A 17,244-nucleotide genomic window follows, 5' to 3' on the forward strand; every position below is an offset into this window, starting at 1 on the left:
AGCTAGCAGACAACGACCTCGCACCATGAGTCCGGGGCAAGGTTCGTGATCGTTGCGTCTTCGACGGAATATGCGGCGAGCGAGCGGCCGACAATAACATTGGGCGCGGAGGAAACAGCCAGGGTCTCGTCGACAACATGGCCGACCTACTGCGACGAGTCGACAGATGGGTAGACCGTTTGCCGGTCGGGGTCCGAACGTCGTTTGCACCGCATAGCAAGCGCGACGATGCCAGCAATCAGCTGGACGGCTGATTCCCGTATACCTGTCCCGAAAAAAGGCCCGGTGAAGGGGCGCCAAACGCTACAAATGCGGCACTCACCATAAGGCGGACTTCCGACTCGACCCGCGACCCTCGGTGTCCGTGATCGGAAGTGTCGCGAGCACTCTTCATCGGCCGATGCAGCGTGGTGTCGCGCGAGGTCGGGCGACAGAACCCGCCACTTAGATTGTCCACGACCTGAAAAGGGACAAACTTCGTGGCGGGGAGACAATCTACGGCGACGGTTAACATCGGCTCTGAATCAGTGCTCACTCGTCCTGCACTAGCGGAAACGACGCTTATCGCTACTGGAGTGGCCATCCCGCGCATAGATGGACCGTGGACCCCGAGATGACCGTTTCCGTCGAACTCTTCGACTCTGCCGAGCTGGCGCCCCCGACCGACCCGGCCGCGTTCCTGCCCGGGATCGCCAAGCGGGTCGAGTCGGCCCTCAGCCCGAACACCCGCAAGGCGTATGCGAGCGCGTTGCGCCAGCTGGACCGGTTCGCGGCGGAGCACCGCTGGGATCCCAACCTTCCGGGGACGATCGCGTCGTATCTGACCTGGGCGCTGGATGAGCGCACCGACGCGTCCGGGAAGAAGGTGGGCATCTCCGCCTCCGCCATCGACATTCTGCTCGCGGCCGTCCGTCGCCGCGCCCGCGAGCTGGGCATCCCCAACCCAACCGAGACCCGGGTGCTGCAGGACTTCGTCGCCGGCGCCCGTCGGGAGCTCGCGGGCCACCGGGTGCGGAAGGCGAGCGTATTCACTACCGACCAGTTGCGGCAGGTGCTCGCCGCCATCGACCTCACCGACCCGGTCGGACGTCGCGATGCAGCGCTCCTCCTCACCGCCTACTCGGCGGCCCTCCGTCGCAGTGAGCTCGTGGCCCTCACCATCGGGGACCTGACCTTCACTCGCGAAGGCGTCGCCGTCTACATCAGCCGGTCAAAGACAGACCAGGAGGGTAAAGGCGAGGAGCTGGCTATAGCGCGCGGCAGCGGCATCACCGATCCGGTCGCCCATCTCGAGGCGCTCGTCGAGCAGCGCCGCCGCGAGGTGGGGCGTCTTACCGAGTCCACGCCCCTGTTCGTGCGGGTCTGGTCCAACGGCCGCGCCTCCGACCAGGCGCTCACCGGGCAGTCCGTCCCGCTGATCCTCCGCGCCCGGGCGGAAGCAGCCGGGCTCGACCTTCCCGCGCTGACCGGACATAGCCCGCGCAGATCACATATCACCACCGCGGCCGCGGCAGGGATTCCTCTGGAGCGGATCGCAAAGACGAGTAGGCATCGAAACCTCGCCGTGCTGGCCGGCTACGTCGACCGCAGTCGCATTTTCGACGCGACAACTTCGCGGGAGCTGGGCCTCTAACCCCGGAGCGCTTTCCTGACCCGCCGCGCCTCAGCCTCCGAGAGGTACCCGCTCCGGCGCGCGTCACCGACCGCGGCCAGCAGCCGGACCGTCTCGATCCGCCCTCGACACTCCAGCAGCGCGTCGCTGACCGGTTGGGCTCGCAGGCCCTCGTACTCGACGACGCGAACGGGCGGGGTGACCTGGAACAGTTCGATCGTGCCGGGGAGCGTGGGCCGGGTTCGGCCCGGCACAGCGACGTGGATCCGGCGCGGGTTCACATCCGCCAGCCGCAGCAGCGCCAGCACAGTCTCCCCGTGAAGGAACGCACTGTCGCCGACCCGCAGCAGCGCCTCCGCGTACGGGGCGAGCCCGTACGGTGGGAGGTCGGTCACCCGGTATAGGCCATACGCGATGCGTTCCATCCGGCCGCGCTGAGTCAGCTTGGGCAGCTCGACGGCGGGGACACCAGCGGCTTCGGCGGCTTTGGTCGTGACGTAGCCGAAGTTGTCCATCGCTACCTCGCGGACGATGTCGCGGTACGTGCGCCGCCGGGTCATCCCCGGACTCTACCCAAACCGGCCGTGTTGTGACGATCACGCCGGTTGTCTGTCACAGAACTCGGAGGGGTGTCCGCGCAGCGTCGTCATGGCACATCTATGCGCGGGATGCCGCTCGTCGCTGCGCTCCTCGCTCACGCCCTCGTCCCGCCCACCGCGGCGCCAACGACCCGCCACCGTCCCGCCCGTTCCGCTTCCGGCTCGTCCCGCGGCGCAAGCGAGGGCCCCTCGTCTTTGGCCACGAGGGGCCCTCATGGACTTCCAGTTCCCCTCCCGGGGGAGGGACCTCCACGGTACCGTTTCCCGAATCCACTCACCACAGTGGCCGCTGGCCGGGCCGGCGCTCGATTTCGTCGATCGCGACCACGGCGCCGACGCTCCGCCACGCCTCACCGGTTTCGCCAGCGGCCCGTCACCGCGGCGCTGTCTATCCGCGGCACCGGGCAACGCGGCATGCTGCTGTTGCGGTGGGTTGCGGCTGTGCAGAGCAGCCGGAACCGTCCGGGGTGTATCGCTATTTTTCTAGCGGCATCGCTACTATTCTGACGATCCACCGACGCCCCGCTCCGGACCGTCACCGGGTCCATCGCCTGCTCCCGCTCCCGGTCGCGGACCTCGTCCGCCTCGGCTGTGAGCTCGTCGTCCGGCAACGTGGCGGGAGACGTGAGGTTCGTCTCCGAGAACTCGGCAGACCCGTCGACTGTGGCGCCGTCATCGAATGCCTACGGAATACCGTCGCAACTTCCGCACCCCCGGATCGTGACGTGGGCGCCCCGCCGACGCTGAGGCCACGGCGTGATCCTTGCCAGCCGCGGTTACCCGTTCGTCTGACGCACCAGCCGGCCGACCTCCGCGAACGCCGCCTTCTTGGTGGGCGACCCTACGGGCCCGCTCGTCTTTGTCCGGAGTGAACAGGGCCTGCCGCCCCGGGTGGATCGTCGCGACGACGGACACTCCGCGGTCCTCCACCGGTTCCGGGAGTCGGCGTGCGACTCGCTTCCATCCTGCTTCCGCATCGCGTCCCTGCAGCAGCACCACCCGAAGGTGCGGCAGCAGCTCGAGCAGCTCGACGATGACCTGCCCGCCGGCGTCGAGCTCCGCCGCTGATGGCGCCCGGTTGACGTACCAGGGGTATGCGTTCCACGGCAGCACTTGCCGCGGGGAGATACCGGCCGACTCGAACAGCGCCATCTGCCGTTCAGCGGTCGGGTCATCGTTCTCCACGGCGAGGAACCCGGAGCCGACGCCGTCCTGGGTTGCGGGCCCCGGGTCGCGGAGGATCGAGAGCACTTCGGCGTCCGTCCCGCCGTGCAACGGGGCGACGTACGGCGCCCACCCGCGGCCGTCCCGGTCCCGGATCGAGTCGACGAACACGTTGATCGGGACGATGTGGGAAGCGGTGAACGCGGCAGTTTCCTGCGCGGCACGGAACGTGGGGTCCGCCATTCGACGAGGCATGGCTCCGACCGTAGCCGACACCGGCGACAGCCGGGATCGGCTCCCCTCGCTTGGGGGCTGAGCGCGCTGGGCCACCTAGCGCTACCATTCCCTCGAACTGTGAGGAGCTCTCATGTCTGATGGGGAACTGCCACCTGCGCTGGCGGAGGCCTACGGCAACCGGAAGCCGTTCGGTCGAGGCTTCGAGACCCGCCCAAACCCGAAGGACCTGCGATCCGCGAACGGCGCACTCACCGCACTAATCACCATCTATGTGCTGGCGCTCGCGATCTCCGTCGTCCTCTACTTCATCGCCGGAGCTACCTTCTCCGGTGATCCACTCGGTGCCGCTGGGAACATCGTCTGGGCCAACTACCTCGGCGCGATCGGTGTCCTCGGCGGGATGCTTCACCTGGCCGTTGCCGCCATCCGGCGCGTCATCGAAGACAACGCCGCCTGAGGATGACTGCGTTGACCGCTGCGCGCCAGGTCGGCGCGCCGTAGTGGTCTCCCGGCACAGCGCTGTCCGGCCACGGCGCGACACCATCCTGGGGTGGCTACTCATAGCGGCCGGCCTCCTCATCGTCGCCGCCGGCTTCCTGGCACTGATCTTCTTCCCCGACACGCACGGCGCGAGCCTGATCGAGCGGTTGCCGCGCCTCCCAGCGTTCCTCGCCGGGCCAGCCGGCGTCGCCGTCGGCGGATACGGCGCCCGCCTCCTCCGGCGGCGCTCTGAAACCGCGGAGCGAGACCATGACCATTGACCCATCCACTCCGGAAGGTCGACGACGGACCCGGCGTGGCCTGCTGCTGTTCGGCTTCGTGCTCGCGTTCCTCGCCGTGCAGGGTCTGCTTCTGCGGTGGGCTGTCGTGTCTGGATCGGCGGTGGTCTGGGCGTTGTGGGCGTCGTTCGTCGCGGGCGCCGTATTCGGGTTCGTGGTCGAGTCGTTGTCGGAGCGACGGCGGAGGCGTCGATGAGGCGGCGCATGTCCTCGTCTATCGGAAGGACAGGCAAGCTCGTGAATAGTGGGCGTCGCAGTGGTCCGACGGGCAACTCGCTCATATGCTGGCCTTCGTGCCGGAGAATGGTGAGATCGCGAAGTCGATCGGGGCCGCGCTCGCGATCCCTCTCAAAGCTGCCGGCTTTCGCAAACGGGCCAACAGTTTCAACCGCCTGGCCTGTGATGGCCTGGTGCATGTGGTGTCGATCCGGCTTGCGCCCTACGAATACTTCGGGGCACCTGCGGTCCCCGGACTCGAACCGGACCTTTGGGGTCGGTTCACGGTCAAGCTGGGTGTCTACGTGGCGGAGATGAGTCGGCTGGGTAGCCCGCGCAGTAGCTGGGTCAACGAGCCGAACTGCCAGCTCCGGTGGTCTCTCGGCAGAGTCATGCCTGGAGGGTTGGAGCAGTGGTGGGACCTGCGGGACCGGTTGTCGCTGGAGGAGATGCTGTCCGCCGTCGCGGAGTACGGGCTGCGGAAGCTGGACTCGTTTCCGGACGCTGACAGCGTACTTGCCGCGTACGCTGCGGAGGGATACCGCGCGTTTGGTAGTCTTTCCACTCGCTCGGCCGCGCTCGATGTTGCGGATCTCCATATCGCGCGAGGCGATCGGGCTGCAGCTGAAGTCCTGCTCCGGTGGTATATCGACGAACTCGTCTCTGACTCGGAACCGCACGTGCCGCATCAAGGTTACGTCCGCGAGTACCTGGCTGACCGCGGATTGGAGCATCTCGACGGCCCACTCCGGTAGACGCTCGAGCCTGGTGCGGTCTTCGCTACCGGGTTCCTGGTCGAGGCGGTGGCGGAGCGGCGGGTAAGACGAGGGCACCGCTGACCGGGAGTATGGTCGGCGTGTGAGCATTGCTCGGAAACGCCCCTGGTGGGTCCTCTCCTCCAGCAGCGGCGCACTGACGAAGGCCGTCATCTTGAGAGTCTGGGCGGCGCTGAACTGGTTGCTGGTCTTCCCGGACCGGCTGTGGGCCGCCCGTGTTCTGGTGCTGGTTGGCACCGGTCTGCTTGCGATCGCCGGATGGGCGAGCTACATCTACTACCAGCGACACCCCGAAGCGGAGCCGATCGCCTCTTCGTCGAGGCGTGATGGACGCTGAGCCTACCGGTGGTGAACCTGCCGTGCCGGCAGTGGGCGATGCCGCGGAAGAGACGCCCCTGATCCGGACCGGTGAGAGTGAACTGCGCAGCGGCAAATGGCTTCTTGCGGTTGGGATCGCCGCCGTCGTCTTCGGCGTCGTGATGCTGGTCTTCGCGATTCTTCGACCGCACAGCATCTTTGATTCGCTGCTGGTGATCACTGTTTCCGGCGCTGGGAGCATGCTCGTTCTTGGCACCCAGAAGTTCCGCAACGGCCGCGCCACGCTTCGAGACGAGACGAGGCGGCAGGCGGAAGCGGCGTCGTCCGGTACCACGGCTGACCCGGAGCGCGAGTGACGCCGGTGCAGATTCAGATCGGCCTCATCGTCGCCGCAGCGGCCCTCGTTCTGGCTGCTGCCGTCCTCTCCTGGCGTCGCATCCGGTCTCTTGGCAGCGATGAAACGCTCGACGGGAACCGTCCCGGTCTGATCCGCAATGTCGCTCTGGTTAGCGGAGCGTTCTGCGCGATCGTCGTCGTGGTAACGGTGACCGCGCTCGGCTTGCACTGACAACCCGCGGGTCAGCGACCGTGGCGGAGGCAGATGAGCGGCGTCAGTACCACGCCGACAACGACGGCGGTCAGTGCAAATACGCGAGCCCGGTTCGCTGCGTGGTGAGCGAACCATTCGGGGTCACCGGGCCGGGTTCTGTCAGAGCGCGACGCCACAACGACACGATGGCCCGGGGCGCGTTTCCGCGAGGTCAAGCGATGCCAGACCGGATGAGGGCCCAGATCACGCTCAGCGTCGCTCCGAAGATCAGCGCGACCCCAGCTGCGATGAAGAACGCTGCGTTCGTCGGGATCACCGGGCCAGATCCTGGACGTCGCGACGCCGCCCACAGGCGTTCGAACGTCCGGGCTAGGGGCCGTCGGGACACGACGAGAAGTACTCCGACGGCGATCACGATGGCTGGTATGACGAGCGAAGCGGGGTGGAGTGGCGTCACGTGCGTGGCCGCCGGAAGTCGAAGGGGTCGCATTTCTTCCTCGTCTCGACTCAGAAGATGTGGGCCGATGGGAAGAATAAGAAACTGGCAACCAGAAGCACGATCGCTATGCCGAGCAACACCATCCGCGTTCGAGGACTCAGCGGTTTTCCGCCGTGACGCTGGGCCACGTTGCCTCCTTCAACTGGTTCGCCTCTATGACGCGGTTAACGCACTCGTCCCCGTCGGACCCCTCTAGTGGGCCCCTACGGCTTCTTCGACGACGCACCGGTCACGGGCTGAACTCTACTCGCGGCACCGCGTGATCGGGCGGGCGTAGCATGCGGGCATGGCAGAACCTCAGTCGCCGCACGGGTTCCTCGGGTGGCTTCGTGAGCACTACCTCGGCTGGCAAATCGGTGTCGCCTGCTTCTGGGGCTTGTGCGCTGCCTGGTACGCGTTCCTTGTCATCGCGAACCCTTCGGACCGCGGGCACATTTTCATGCTCGTCCTCGCCATCGTGGTCTGCGGCTTGACGTCGGTCGGGGTTCTGCTCGAGCGCCGCCGCCGGAGGCAGCAGCCAAGCGAGGACAAGCCAGACGACGCGGCCAACTGAAGGGCAAATCCCGCGGGGCCCGGCACCCACTGTATCGGGGAGATTACGGCCAAGAGCGATGCCCCGAAAGTGCTGTGTCGGCGCCTCAAGCTACGCTCCAGCGCCTGCACTCAAGCGCTCACAGGAGGCGATACTCACATGAAGGTCATCAGCGTGCTCAACCAGAAGGGCGGAGTCGGCAAGACCACCGTCTCAACGAACCTCGGCCGCGCCCTGCAACTGCGCGGCATCTCGACTGCTCTCGCCGACAGCGACCCGCAAGGGTCGGCCCGCGACTGGGCTGCCGCACGGGAGGACCAGCCGCTACTCACGGTTGGACTGGACCGGCCAACTCTTGACCGCGACGTCGTTCGGCTTCCCGCGGACATCGTCGTCGTCGACGGCGCACCGCAGGTCGCCACGCTGGCCGCCGCTGCCACCCGTGCGGCGACCCTCGTCCTCATCCCCGTTCAGCCGTCTCCCTACGACGTCTGGGCAACATCGGAACTCGTGGACCTGGTGAAGCAGCGCCGCGACATCACTGGTGGACAACCCGCTGCCGCATTCGTCATCTCCCGCGCGATCGCCGGCACCGTCCTCGGCCGCGAGATCGGTGAAACGCTCGCAGACTACGGACTGCCTGTGCTCAACTCGGTCATCCACCAGCGGGTCGCATACGCGACGTCCGCGGCACGAGGCGAGACCGTCGTCGATAACCCACGGGCGTACCCCGAGGCGGCTGCCGAGGTCGATGCTCTTGCAGTTGAGGTCCTGGCTCTCCTGGAGCGGCCGTGAGCGCGGGGCTCCGCGCCGGTCGGCCTAGCAGGTCGACAGCGACGCCCAGCTTCGAGGAAGTAGCGAGCGTTCAGGAGGATCTCGTCAGGATCAACTTCAACGTGCCGCGCACGACCCGGACGGCGCTGAAGGTCTACGCGGCGGAGCGCGACACAACGATCAGTGAACTGCTGACCCGGTTTGTGGAGGGGTTGGTGTCTAGCGGGCGCTAGTTGGTAGGGAAGAGGCGGGGGCCGCCGACTGTACCGATCACCCACGGTCAACTATGCGGCGCGGCGCCAGAACTCTCCTAGTCTGGCCGCAAGAAGATTCTGGGCTACTTGCGGCTTTGCGCCCTGCGCGCGATAACGTCCGCTGACACAAGGAGAGGCGCGTGGCGGCTAGAGGTAAGCAGAACGCATGGTTCTCCCTTCTGCGCGGAGTGCTACCAGCCGAGAGTGTTCTCGAAGAAGAGCTGGCACCGAGTTGGCTGGTCCGCCCCGGCCGCAGCGAGGCCCGCGACGCCTGGCCTCTCCTCACCGAGGCGTACCAGCGGCTCACCGGACGTCAGCTGCCGAACACGATGCCGCCACGAGAGAGCCGCCGGCTCGATGTCCTGATGACTTACCCCGATGGCCGCCAGCGCGCCATCGAGTTCGACGAGAGGCAGCACTTCACCGCCGCCCGGCTGATCACCCTCGACCTCAGCCAAAGCGTCCGCGTCGGCTTCGATGTCGACGAGTGGCGTGCCCAGAGCACCGCCCGCATTGGACGGGAGCCAGGCGGTGGCTTCGCCCGACCCTGCCCGCCGCTGTTCGATGAACTCGGTGGACGGCACAAGCAGCGGGCGTTCCGAGACATGATCGCCGACACGCTCCCCGCCCAGTACGGGTGGCTGCCAACGGTCCGATTCCATGAATATGAAACCCGGGAAGTGCTCCGCGCATCGAGACCGGCGGAAGCGATGTCAAAGCTCTGGGCCGACAAGACGCGCTGATCGGTGCACAAGCGGGGCATAGGGCATCGTCGCGCGGGTGGTTCGGTCGGACAATCGGCAGTTGCCATCTTTGTTGGCAACACCACCCGACGACGCTGTCGGTGGCGCCCGAAACGCTGCAGCTCGTGCCTGTGGTGGCGGTCGTCGGCGGAGAACGCGTGGAAGCGTGGACCTTCGACGCGACCAGCTGGGAGACTCTGAAACGCGGATACCGTTCTACCGGGCTTGTGATGTCGTGTGGTCAACCCGGGATCCCCGGAGACACCCCCGGTTGCCCCCGAAATGGTCACGCTGTCCGCGGCGAAAGGAGGCGATCAGAGGTGGCATCTGGACGCCCGCCAACTACTCGTCGCCTCCGAGCGCTACGGAAGAGCGCCGCCGTTCGGCCTTGGCGAGTATCCGAAGCAGAAAATCCGCGAGTTGGACGGCCTCCGCTGCTTCTATCGGATCCTCATACTCGATCTCGCGGTGGCCGGAAGGATTGCGCAGAGCCCCCATCGCTCCGCTGAAGAGCTGCTGGATCGCAATCTGTTCGCTGGGCTCCGAGTCGGGATCGGTGAGTGGCCCGCCGTTCGACGAGAAGGCCTGCTCCATGAGCTTGGTGCCGATCAGCCGGTTCGGCAGCCCAGAGACGCGCCGCACCTCGACCTCGACGACCTTAAAGGCTTCGAAAATCGCGGTGGCATACGCCGCGCGCTCGAAGTTGGCTCGCGCGTTGTCCAACCGAGGGGAGAGCCCTCCGGCGAGACGCGTAGCCGCGTGAAGGCGAGTGATTCCCTCGGGATCATTCGCGAATTCGAGCCCTGCTGAGGTAACGCGCTGAACTCCGTAGATGCTCGGCTGACTGATCGTTGGGCCGACGAAGCCGTACTGGATCAGCCACGCCCAGGCATCTGAGAGCCGGTTCTTCAGATCCACCGAGTCAGGCTGGCCGTTGTAGCTTCGGTCGGCCAATCCGACGCCCGTAGCGAACTGCACGGCGTCAGGATCGGGCAGTACGGTGAGCAACAAGTGTTGTGCCAGCTCGGACGTGGTCAGTCGGCGGACCAAGTCGGCATCGGGAGGTATCAAATCACCCATTGGCTCACGTTAGCGTGGCGTCCACTTGGCCCCACTAGGGGCAGGCCACGAGAGGACCGTGTGACTGGGACCGGCGGGAGCCAAGGGGGTGGAAGTCGGGGGTACCTCCGATGAGAAGCGATGATCTCGGGTGATGTGGGCGGGGTTGAAACCCGTTTTCGACGCCTTTTCGGCAATTGCAAAGCCTGGTGGGTGCCCGGGCTACAAAAACATCCCGGTGAGAGCATAAATGTCAGGTGCCCGGACCTAGACTCAGTTGTTCTTGGTTCGAGTCCAGGTACCCCAGCAGTAGAAATCCCGTCGAAACCCCGGCCCTGACCGGGGTTTTCTGCTGTCCGGCGATGCGCGGTTCGCCGAAGTGCACGTTGTTGTGCGCCCGTACGGCGTGTCGGCCACAACGACGTGCACCTCACCGGGTGCGGGGCGGCGGGGACAGGGATTCCTGTATGGATTCTCAGACGGTGGCTTGTTGTTTCGGCTGTCGTGCAGGAGTTGGATGAAGCTGCGCCATCAGCGCGATTCCGCATCGATGAAAGGACCATCCGTGCGCACGACAACAAGAACCCTCAGGGCCGCAGCCGTCACCGCCGGCGCGGCCCTTCTGTTTGTCGCGGCAGCCGCCACACCGGCTGTCGCGGCATCGGGACGCAGTGCTCTGGCCGGCAGTCAGCCGGCGTGGGCGAATGCGAAGGCACTCCGCTCCGCCGCTCCCGCCACCGACACCGTCGACCTCCGGGTGTACCTCCCGTGGCAGAACGCCTCCGCCGCGGCGCAGACCGCACTCGCCGTCTCGACGCCCGGCTCCTCCAGCTACCGCAAGTTCCTCACGCCGCAAGCGTTCCGGCAGAAGTTCGCTCCGAGCCAGTCGAGCGTCGTGGCGGTGCAGCAGTTCCTGCGCAGCGCCGGCTTCACCATCGTGGACACGCCCAGTAACAACCGCTATGTGTCGGCCGAGGGCACCGTCGCCCAGGCGCAGAACGCGTTCGGCGTCACGCTCGGCGAGTACAGCGCATTCGGGACCACCCTGCGGGCCCCCGAGTCGGCCGTGACCGTCCCCGCGTCGCTGGCCGGCATCGTGGAGAGCGTCGCCGGGCTCGACCAGGGCGCGTCGCTCATCCAGCCGTCGATCACAGACGGCAGCGGGAACGGCAACAGCCCGAAGCAGAACCACGGCGCCCCCTCGGTCGGCTTCCGTGCCGGGGAGCCATGCTCCCTGTGGTACGGCGAGAAGACGGTGGCCATGCCGAACGCCCCGGCGTACGGGACCAGCACGAAGCCCATCGCTCCGTGCGGCTACACCCCCGCTCAGGTTCGCGGGCTGTACGGCCTCGACCAGGTCGCTGCGGACGGCTCCGGCCAGACCGTCGCGTTCGTCGGCGCCAACGCGAGCCCGACGCTTGTCCAGGATGTGACGAAGTACAGCAGCCTCCACAACCTGCCCGCCCCGAAGATCACCCAGCTGGTTGCGCCCGGTGTCTACAAGCACCCGGACACCCCGCAGCAGGTGCCGGGGGACTACTACGGCGAGGAGACGCTCGACGCCGAGGCCATCCACACGACGGCCCCGGGCGCGGACCTGCTGTATGTCGCCTCCGCGAACGCGCGGCAGGACTTCGACGCGTCGGTGAACCACATCGTCGACAAGCACCTGGCGAGCATCCTCTCGATCAGCTACGGGTTCGCCGGTGAGGCGGTGCCGCAGGGCTTCGTCAACAGCCTCAACAACACCTTCATCGAGGCCGCAGCGACCGGGGTCGGCGTCTTCGTCTCCAGCGGAGACAGCGGCGATGAGGTCGGTTCGTTCGGTACGCCGACGGTCGACTTCTACGCCGACAGCCCGTGGGTGACGGCGGTCGGCGGCAGCTCCGCCTCCGTCGTTCCGACGGCCGCGCCGTCGGGGCTGAGCTATTCGGCCATCGATGACCCGGCGTCGCCGCTCAACAACACCGGCTGGAAGCGGTCGTTCGAGGTCGGTTGGCAGACCGGGCTCGATGCGGTGAACCCGACGGCGACCGACCACATGTCCTCCGCCCCGTACGAGCTGGACGGCACCTTCGCGTCGCCGTTGCCCGGCACGTTCAACGGAGGTGGGGGCGGTGGCGTGAGCCGCCTGTTCGCGCAGCCCGCCTACCAGGCGGCCGCCGTCGGTGCAGCGTCAGGACGGCTGGTGCCCGACATCAGCGCACTGGCCGACCCGAACACGGGCCTCCTGGTGGGTCAGACGCAGACGTTCAGCGACGGCACCTACTACGACGAGTACCGCATCGGCGGAACGTCGGTCGCAGCTCCGCTCACCGCGGGCATCGCTGCGGTCGCGAACCAGGTGGCCGGTGCGCCGCTCGGATTCCTGAACCCGCGGATCTACGCGGCGTACGCGGCCGGAGGCTCGGCGTTCTACGACGTCGACCAGGCGGACATGTTCGGCACCACCGTGCAGTCCCCGCTGCCGTCGGTGCTGCGGGTCAACTACGTCGATAGCGAGAGCGCTGCGGGCGGTCTGAGCTACAGCCTGCGCACGCAGGAGGAGCCGAACCAGACCCTCCACAGCACGAAGGGCTACGACACGGCCACCGGGGTCGGGACGCCCAACGGCGCCGCCTTCTTCGCGGGCATCACGAAGTAGCCCGCATCCATCACACCGTGCGCCCCTTCCCCGACGGGAGGGGGCGCACGGCGCGTTCCGGGCGCTGTTCAGTCGGTGGGGGCGTCCTCGGCGGCTTCCTCGGCCTGCTCGCCGTGCTGGACGATGTCGCCGTCCTGGAACAGGATGCCCTTGGCGGTCTCCCGCCACTGCGGCTTGGCCCGCAGCAGGAACTCGAGCTCCATGCTGAAGTGCTTGTACTCCTCCGCCAGCGAGTCGAGCATGATCGCGCGGGCGACGTCGTCCTTCTCGACGGCGATCCGCTGCTCGTACCAGCCGATCGCCTCGGCCTCCTCGGAGAGGCTGGCGCACATCCGCGCGAATGTTCGCGTCTCCGCGCTGAGCTCCCCGGGGGGCTCGTGATATTGATCCGTCGACATGGATCTCCCTTCGTCGAGACCATCCAATGCCCGCCGATGGGAGCCGACAAGAGCGCAGGGTCCCCGACGTGCTCCGGACGCCGCCCTTATGCGGGGGCACCGGATGCGGCAGGATGTCGCGCATGACGGACACGGACGGAGCCGGCATCGTCGGCGTGAGCACGATCGGAATCCCGGTCGCGGATCAGGACAGGGCGCTCGCTTTCTACCGCGACATCCTGGGGTTCGAGGTGCGGGTGGATGCACCGCTCCCGCAGACCGGCGGGCGGTGGATCATGCTCGCGCCACCCGGCTCGCCGGTGTCGATCTCGCTGGTGCTCGCCGGCGACGGAGCGCCCGCCGGGGTGGAGACGGGCGTGCGCTTCGCTGCCAGGGATGCGGAGGTCGCCCACGCATCCCTGTCGCAGCAGGGCGTCGACGTGGGCGAGCTGCTGCGCTGGCCCGGCGTCCCGGCGATGTTCGCCGCGCACGACCCCGACGGCAACCGGTTCGAGATCGTGGAGGCTTCCTGAGCGGGATGCCGCGCCGCTAGAGTGCGGGCAGGGGGTGGCGCATGAACGCACTGATGGGGGCGCTCCAACGGGACGAGCGGCGGCGCCGGAAGGTGGCGTTCCTGGTCGTGCTGGCGTTGCTGGCCGGGGCCGGCGCATGGCTGACGGGGCCGTGGGGCGTCGTGCTGCTCACCCGGGGCGAGGCTGTCGGCTCGCTGCTCGTCGCGGCCGGTGCCGCGCTGCTCGCGGCGGCAGTGGCGGCCATCGTCGCGGCGCGCCGTCTGCACGTGCCCGCGGAGAGCCTCCCGGGCAAGCCGAACCCGCGCTTCGGGGAGCCGGAGCCCTCGCGCAACCCGAACGGCGGGTACTCGCTCGTCGATTCGCAGCTCGGGTCGCACTAGCCGCGACGGCACCTGGTCATGCCCACCGGTAGGGTGGCGGGATGGCCCCCAGCGTGATCGTCATCGGCGCCGGAGTCGTCGGCGCCTCGGCCGCCTGGTCGCTGGCGCGTGCCGGCGCGTCCGTCCTCCTGCTGGAGGCGTTCGAGCGCGGGCACGACCGCGGATCGTCGCACGGGGCCACCCGGATCTTCCGGCACGGGTATGCCGAGCAGGACTATGTCGCCCTCTCCGTCCGTGCCCTGGAGGGCTGGAAGCAGCTGGAGCGGACCTCGGGGCGCCGCATCCTCGACCGCACGGGCGCCGTCGACCACGGCGACCCCGCGGCGCTCTCGGCGATCGCGGCCGCGCAGGAGGCGGCCGAGCTGCCCGTCGAGTGGCTGACCGGCACCCAAGCGGCCGGGCGCTGGCCCGGGTTGCGATTCGAGGACCGGGTGCTGTTCAGCCCTGGCGGGGGACGGCTCCACGCGGCCGAGGCGGTGGATGCGCTGCTCGACGCCGCGGAGGCGTCCGGGGCGCGACTCCGGTTCGGCGTCCGCGTCTCGGGCATCGATGCGGACGACGACGCCGTGGCCGTGACGACTTCCGACGGCACGCACACGGCCGATCGGGTCGTCGTCGCCGCAGGGTCGTGGACGCCCGAGCTGGTGCGACCCTTGCTGGATGCGAACGGTGCCGCGATACCGACGGTCACCGTCACGGAGGAGCAGCCGGCGCACTTCCCGCTGCTGCCCGGCCCCGCGGACGAGGAGAGCAGGTGGCCGAGCTTCGTGCACCATCCCACCGGCGACGGCCTGCCGAGCGTGTACGGACTGCTCACGCCGGGCGACGGCGTGAAGGTCGGCTTCCACGGAACCGGACCGGCTGTCGACCCCGACCGGCGCGACCGGACCATCGACCCGACACGGCTCGGTCGCCTGCAGGAGTACGTCTCGGAGTGGGTGCCCGGCGTCGACGCGAGCCGGCCGGAGGGGATCAGCTGCCTCTACGACAGCACGGAGTCGGAGGACTTCGTCCTGGACCGGGTCGGCCCGGTGGTCGTCGCGACCGGGTTCTCGGGACACGGCTTCAAGTTCGGTCCGGCGCTCGGCGACATCCTGAGCCGCCTCGCGCTCGACGGCGAACCCGCGGAACCGCGCTTCCGGCTCGCGGTCGCGTCGCCCGACGTCTAGGCGTCGGCTCAGCGGCGCGCCGGGTCCAGGTTGATCCCGATGCCGGCCCTGAGCTCCGGGTCGGGACCGATCATCCACGGGTTCAGCCAGAGGAGCTGGACCTCGCTCACCCCGAAGCGGCGCGAGACGGCGTAGAGGGTGTCGTACGGATTCGGTGTGTAGCTGACGACGGCCCCGTCCTGGATCTGCGGGGTGCCGCGCGCGAACTTCTGTGCGCCCCCGTCGACGGCGTGCAGGCCCGGGTAGGGCGAGGGGAGCGTCCAGGTGAGGTCCGCCGCGGCGAACACGCGCGCATCGCCGGGCAGGGTCTCCTCGATCGAGTGCAGGTACGACGGGTCCCCGAGCGACGGAACGTCGGCGCCCACGACCGGGAGGACCAGTTCGCCGTCGGGGTCGACGCTGTCGAGACCCGAGATCAGGCCGAAGCGCAGCGTGCTCTGCGCCTGGATGTTCTCCGGCTTCCCGTCATGGCGTGTGGGTGTGAGGAGCAGGTCGATCCCGGTCAGCGACGCGGACTCCGGATCGTCCGGCCGGATGCGGACATCCACTCTCATGTCGCTGCCGACGACGAGCCGGACCGTCCCGGTGAGGGGATGGTCGGCCCGGGGGTCGTCCACCGGCTCGTGGTCGATGGGACGCAGCACACCGGCGCCGATGGTCTGCCCGGCCACCAGGAGGGCGGGGAGGCGCTGCACCAGCGGCACGGCGTCAGGCGTCTGCGTCGAGGTCGGAGGGGGCGACGGCTTCGCCGGAGGGGCGAGCAGCGCGCATCCCGACACCAGCCCGACAGCGACAGCCACCACCACGGCCGCGGCGACGCGGCCGGCCCCCCGACGAATCATGGCTCGACCCTACCAAGCGCCACGCCCCGGCGTGTCAGACCTGGGCGCCGAGCTTGAAGCCCCGGGGCTCGTCCTCCTTGCGGGTGTACGAGAAGCCGTCCGCTCCGATCGTGACCTCCAGCTCGGAGTCGTGGGTGCGACTGGTCAACGGCTGCGGGTTGCCGTCGAGGTCGAGCACGGTCGACGCCTCGGTGTACCAGGACGGGACCACCGGGTTGCCCCACCAGTCGCGGCGCTGGTTGTCGTGCACGTCCCAGGTGACGACCGGGTTGTCCGGGTCGCCGGTGTAGTAGTCCTGCGTGTAGATCTCGACGCGGTGGCCGTCCGGGTCGCGCAGGTACAGGTAGAAGGCGTTCGAGACGCCGTGACGGCCCGGTCCCCGCTCGATGCAGTCGCTGCGGCGCAGGGCGCCGAGCTTGTCGCAGATGGCGATGATGTTGTGCTTCTCGTGGGTGGCGAACGCGACGTGGTGCATCCGCGGGCCGTCGCCGCCGGTCATCGCGGTGTCGTGCACCGTGGGCTTGCGGCGCATCCAGGCGGCGTAGGTCGTGCCGTGCTCGTCCTGGATGTCCTCGGTCACGCGGAAGCCGAGGTCCTCCATGTACTTCACAGCGCGCGGGACGTCCGGGGTGACCTGGTTGAAGTGGTCGAGCCGCACCAGGGCGCCGGGGGTGTAGAGGTCGTAGCGCCAGGCGAGGCGCTCGACGTGCTGGACGTCGTAGAAGAACTCGTACGGGAAGCCGAGCGGGTCCTCGACCCGGACCGAGTCGCCGATGCCCTTCGTGAATCCCTCGGCCCGGCGTTCGACGCGGCAGCCGAGCTCGGTGTAGAACGCGACGGCGCGGTCGAGGTCCTCCGGCGTGCGGACGCGGTACGAGAAGGCTGCGACGGCCGCGACCGGGCCCTTCCGCAGCACGAGGTTGTGGTGGATGAACTCCTCGAACGATCGCAGGTAGACCGCGTCCTCGTCCTCCTCGGTCACGACGAGGTCGAGCACGTCGACGTAGAACTCGCGGCTGGCCGCGAGGTCGGTGACGACGAGCTCCATGTATGCGCAGCGCACGACGTCCGGCGGGGTCGCCGTGGGCGTCGGGATGCGGTCGGTCGGCGCCGGGATGGGGTCGGTGTCGGTCACGGTGGGCTCGGGGGAATCGGGGGTGATGGTCATGGTGGTGCGTCCTCTGCGT

Annotated in this window: 21 protein-coding genes; 14 read left to right on the plus strand and 7 right to left on the minus strand. The window is 68.2% G+C overall.

Annotation, left to right across the window (positions count from 1 at the left end; all coding sequences use genetic code 11):
• Nucleotides 1-613 precede the first annotated feature (613 nt).
• Nucleotides 614-1,633, plus strand: a complete 1,020-nt coding sequence (locus tag ACR9Y5_RS07995) for a tyrosine-type recombinase/integrase (RefSeq protein ID WP_481297465.1) — start codon at nt 614-616, stop codon at nt 1,631-1,633.
• Here ACR9Y5_RS07995 and ACR9Y5_RS08000 read toward each other — a convergent pair.
• Together ACR9Y5_RS08000 and ACR9Y5_RS08005 are read right to left on the minus strand one after the other, a co-directional pair.
• Nucleotides 1,630-2,172, minus strand: coding sequence for a type IV toxin-antitoxin system AbiEi family antitoxin domain-containing protein (locus ACR9Y5_RS08000; protein WP_481297466.1), 543 nt, complete (start codon nt 2,170-2,172; stop codon nt 1,630-1,632). The two genes, ACR9Y5_RS07995 and ACR9Y5_RS08000, sit on opposite strands and share 4 nt — an antisense overlap.
• A gap of 711 nt (nt 2,173-2,883) precedes the next feature.
• Complete coding sequence (locus ACR9Y5_RS08005; protein ID WP_481297467.1) at nt 2,884-3,630, minus strand: uracil-DNA glycosylase; 747 nt, start codon at nt 3,628-3,630, stop codon at nt 2,884-2,886.
• Between the two features lie 112 nt (nt 3,631-3,742).
• Between ACR9Y5_RS08005 and ACR9Y5_RS08010 the strand changes: the two genes are divergently transcribed.
• Nucleotides 3,743-4,069 carry a hypothetical protein gene (locus tag ACR9Y5_RS08010; protein ID WP_481297468.1) on the plus strand — a complete coding sequence of 109 codons (327 nt, stop codon included), beginning with the start codon at nt 3,743-3,745 and terminating at the stop codon, nt 4,067-4,069.
• 97 nt (nt 4,070-4,166) lie between these two features.
• Here the strand turns inward: ACR9Y5_RS08010 and ACR9Y5_RS08015 are convergent, their stop codons facing one another.
• Nucleotides 4,167-4,370, minus strand: a complete 204-nt coding sequence (locus tag ACR9Y5_RS08015; RefSeq protein ID WP_481297469.1) for a hypothetical protein — start codon at nt 4,368-4,370, stop codon at nt 4,167-4,169.
• Between ACR9Y5_RS08015 and ACR9Y5_RS08020 the strand changes: the two genes are divergently transcribed.
• The 8 genes from ACR9Y5_RS08020 (at nt 4,363) to ACR9Y5_RS08055 (ending at nt 9,053) form a co-directional block, all read left to right on the plus strand.
• Nucleotides 4,363-4,587, plus strand: a complete 225-nt coding sequence (locus ACR9Y5_RS08020; RefSeq protein WP_481297470.1) for a hypothetical protein — start codon at nt 4,363-4,365, stop codon at nt 4,585-4,587. The genes ACR9Y5_RS08015 and ACR9Y5_RS08020 overlap by 8 nt on opposite strands.
• Before the next feature lie 85 nt (nt 4,588-4,672).
• Nucleotides 4,673-5,362, plus strand: a complete 690-nt coding sequence (locus tag ACR9Y5_RS08025; protein ID WP_481297471.1) for a hypothetical protein — start codon at nt 4,673-4,675, stop codon at nt 5,360-5,362.
• Between the two features lie 103 nt (nt 5,363-5,465).
• Entirely contained in the window at nt 5,466-5,720 is a 255-nt protein-coding gene (locus ACR9Y5_RS08030; protein ID WP_481297472.1) for a hypothetical protein, read from the plus strand.
• Nucleotides 5,707-6,057 carry a hypothetical protein gene (locus ACR9Y5_RS08035; RefSeq protein WP_481297473.1) on the plus strand — a complete coding sequence of 117 codons (351 nt, stop codon included), beginning with the start codon at nt 5,707-5,709 and terminating at the stop codon, nt 6,055-6,057. The genes ACR9Y5_RS08030 and ACR9Y5_RS08035 overlap by 14 nt, the downstream gene beginning before the upstream one ends.
• Complete coding sequence (locus ACR9Y5_RS08040) at nt 6,054-6,269, plus strand: hypothetical protein (protein WP_481297474.1); 216 nt, start codon at nt 6,054-6,056, stop codon at nt 6,267-6,269. Before ACR9Y5_RS08035 ends, ACR9Y5_RS08040 begins: the two co-directional genes overlap by 4 nt.
• A 767-nt stretch (nt 6,270-7,036) precedes the next feature.
• Nucleotides 7,037-7,303 (plus strand): hypothetical protein, encoded by a 267-nt coding sequence (locus ACR9Y5_RS08045; protein WP_481297475.1) that lies wholly within the window; start codon nt 7,037-7,039, stop codon nt 7,301-7,303.
• Nucleotides 7,304-7,441: 138 nt separating this feature from the next.
• Nucleotides 7,442-8,077 carry a ParA family partition ATPase gene (parA, locus tag ACR9Y5_RS08050; protein ID WP_481297476.1) on the plus strand — a complete coding sequence of 212 codons (636 nt, stop codon included), beginning with the start codon at nt 7,442-7,444 and terminating at the stop codon, nt 8,075-8,077.
• Nucleotides 8,078-8,450: 373 nt separating this feature from the next.
• Nucleotides 8,451-9,053 (plus strand): hypothetical protein, encoded by a 603-nt coding sequence (locus tag ACR9Y5_RS08055; protein ID WP_481297477.1) that lies wholly within the window; start codon nt 8,451-8,453, stop codon nt 9,051-9,053.
• 342 nt (nt 9,054-9,395) lie between these two features.
• On the opposite strand, the gene ACR9Y5_RS08060 is transcribed toward ACR9Y5_RS08055, so the two are convergent.
• Nucleotides 9,396-10,133 carry a TIGR02391 family protein gene (locus ACR9Y5_RS08060; RefSeq protein WP_481297478.1) on the minus strand — a complete coding sequence of 246 codons (738 nt, stop codon included), beginning with the start codon at nt 10,131-10,133 and terminating at the stop codon, nt 9,396-9,398.
• A 544-nt stretch (nt 10,134-10,677) separates the two neighbouring features.
• Here ACR9Y5_RS08060 and ACR9Y5_RS08065 point away from each other — a divergent pair.
• On the plus strand, nt 10,678-12,756 hold the full coding sequence (locus ACR9Y5_RS08065) for a S53 family peptidase (RefSeq protein ID WP_481297479.1): 2,079 nt from the start codon (nt 10,678-10,680) through the stop codon (nt 12,754-12,756).
• Between the two features lie 68 nt (nt 12,757-12,824).
• Here the strand turns inward: ACR9Y5_RS08065 and ACR9Y5_RS08070 are convergent, their stop codons facing one another.
• Nucleotides 12,825-13,154: a ferritin family protein gene (locus ACR9Y5_RS08070; RefSeq protein ID WP_481297480.1), complete on the minus strand. Its 330-nt coding sequence runs from the start codon at nt 13,152-13,154 to the stop codon at nt 12,825-12,827.
• Nucleotides 13,155-13,276: 122 nt separating this feature from the next.
• Between ACR9Y5_RS08070 and ACR9Y5_RS08075 the strand changes: the two genes are divergently transcribed.
• From ACR9Y5_RS08075 to solA, 3 genes are read left to right on the plus strand one after another with little or no spacing between them, the layout of a single operon-like run.
• Nucleotides 13,277-13,666, plus strand: a complete 390-nt coding sequence (locus ACR9Y5_RS08075) for a VOC family protein (RefSeq protein WP_481297481.1) — start codon at nt 13,277-13,279, stop codon at nt 13,664-13,666.
• Between the two features lie 41 nt (nt 13,667-13,707).
• Entirely contained in the window at nt 13,708-14,046 is a 339-nt protein-coding gene (locus ACR9Y5_RS08080; RefSeq protein WP_481297482.1) for a hypothetical protein, read from the plus strand.
• A 41-nt stretch (nt 14,047-14,087) separates the two neighbouring features.
• Nucleotides 14,088-15,215 carry an N-methyl-L-tryptophan oxidase gene (solA, locus tag ACR9Y5_RS08085; protein WP_481297483.1) on the plus strand — a complete coding sequence of 376 codons (1,128 nt, stop codon included), beginning with the start codon at nt 14,088-14,090 and terminating at the stop codon, nt 15,213-15,215.
• An 8-nt stretch (nt 15,216-15,223) separates the two neighbouring features.
• On the opposite strand, the gene ACR9Y5_RS08090 is transcribed toward solA, so the two are convergent.
• On the minus strand, nt 15,224-16,057 hold the full coding sequence (locus ACR9Y5_RS08090) for a LysM peptidoglycan-binding domain-containing protein (protein WP_481297484.1): 834 nt from the start codon (nt 16,055-16,057) through the stop codon (nt 15,224-15,226).
• A gap of 34 nt (nt 16,058-16,091) precedes the next feature.
• Nucleotides 16,092-17,225, minus strand: coding sequence for a 3,4-dihydroxyphenylacetate 2,3-dioxygenase (gene hpaD / locus ACR9Y5_RS08095; RefSeq protein WP_481297485.1), 1,134 nt, complete (start codon nt 17,223-17,225; stop codon nt 16,092-16,094).
• Nucleotides 17,226-17,244 lie beyond the last annotated feature (19 nt).

This window comes from Leifsonia sp. KNZ13-11D (assembly GCF_056754895.1).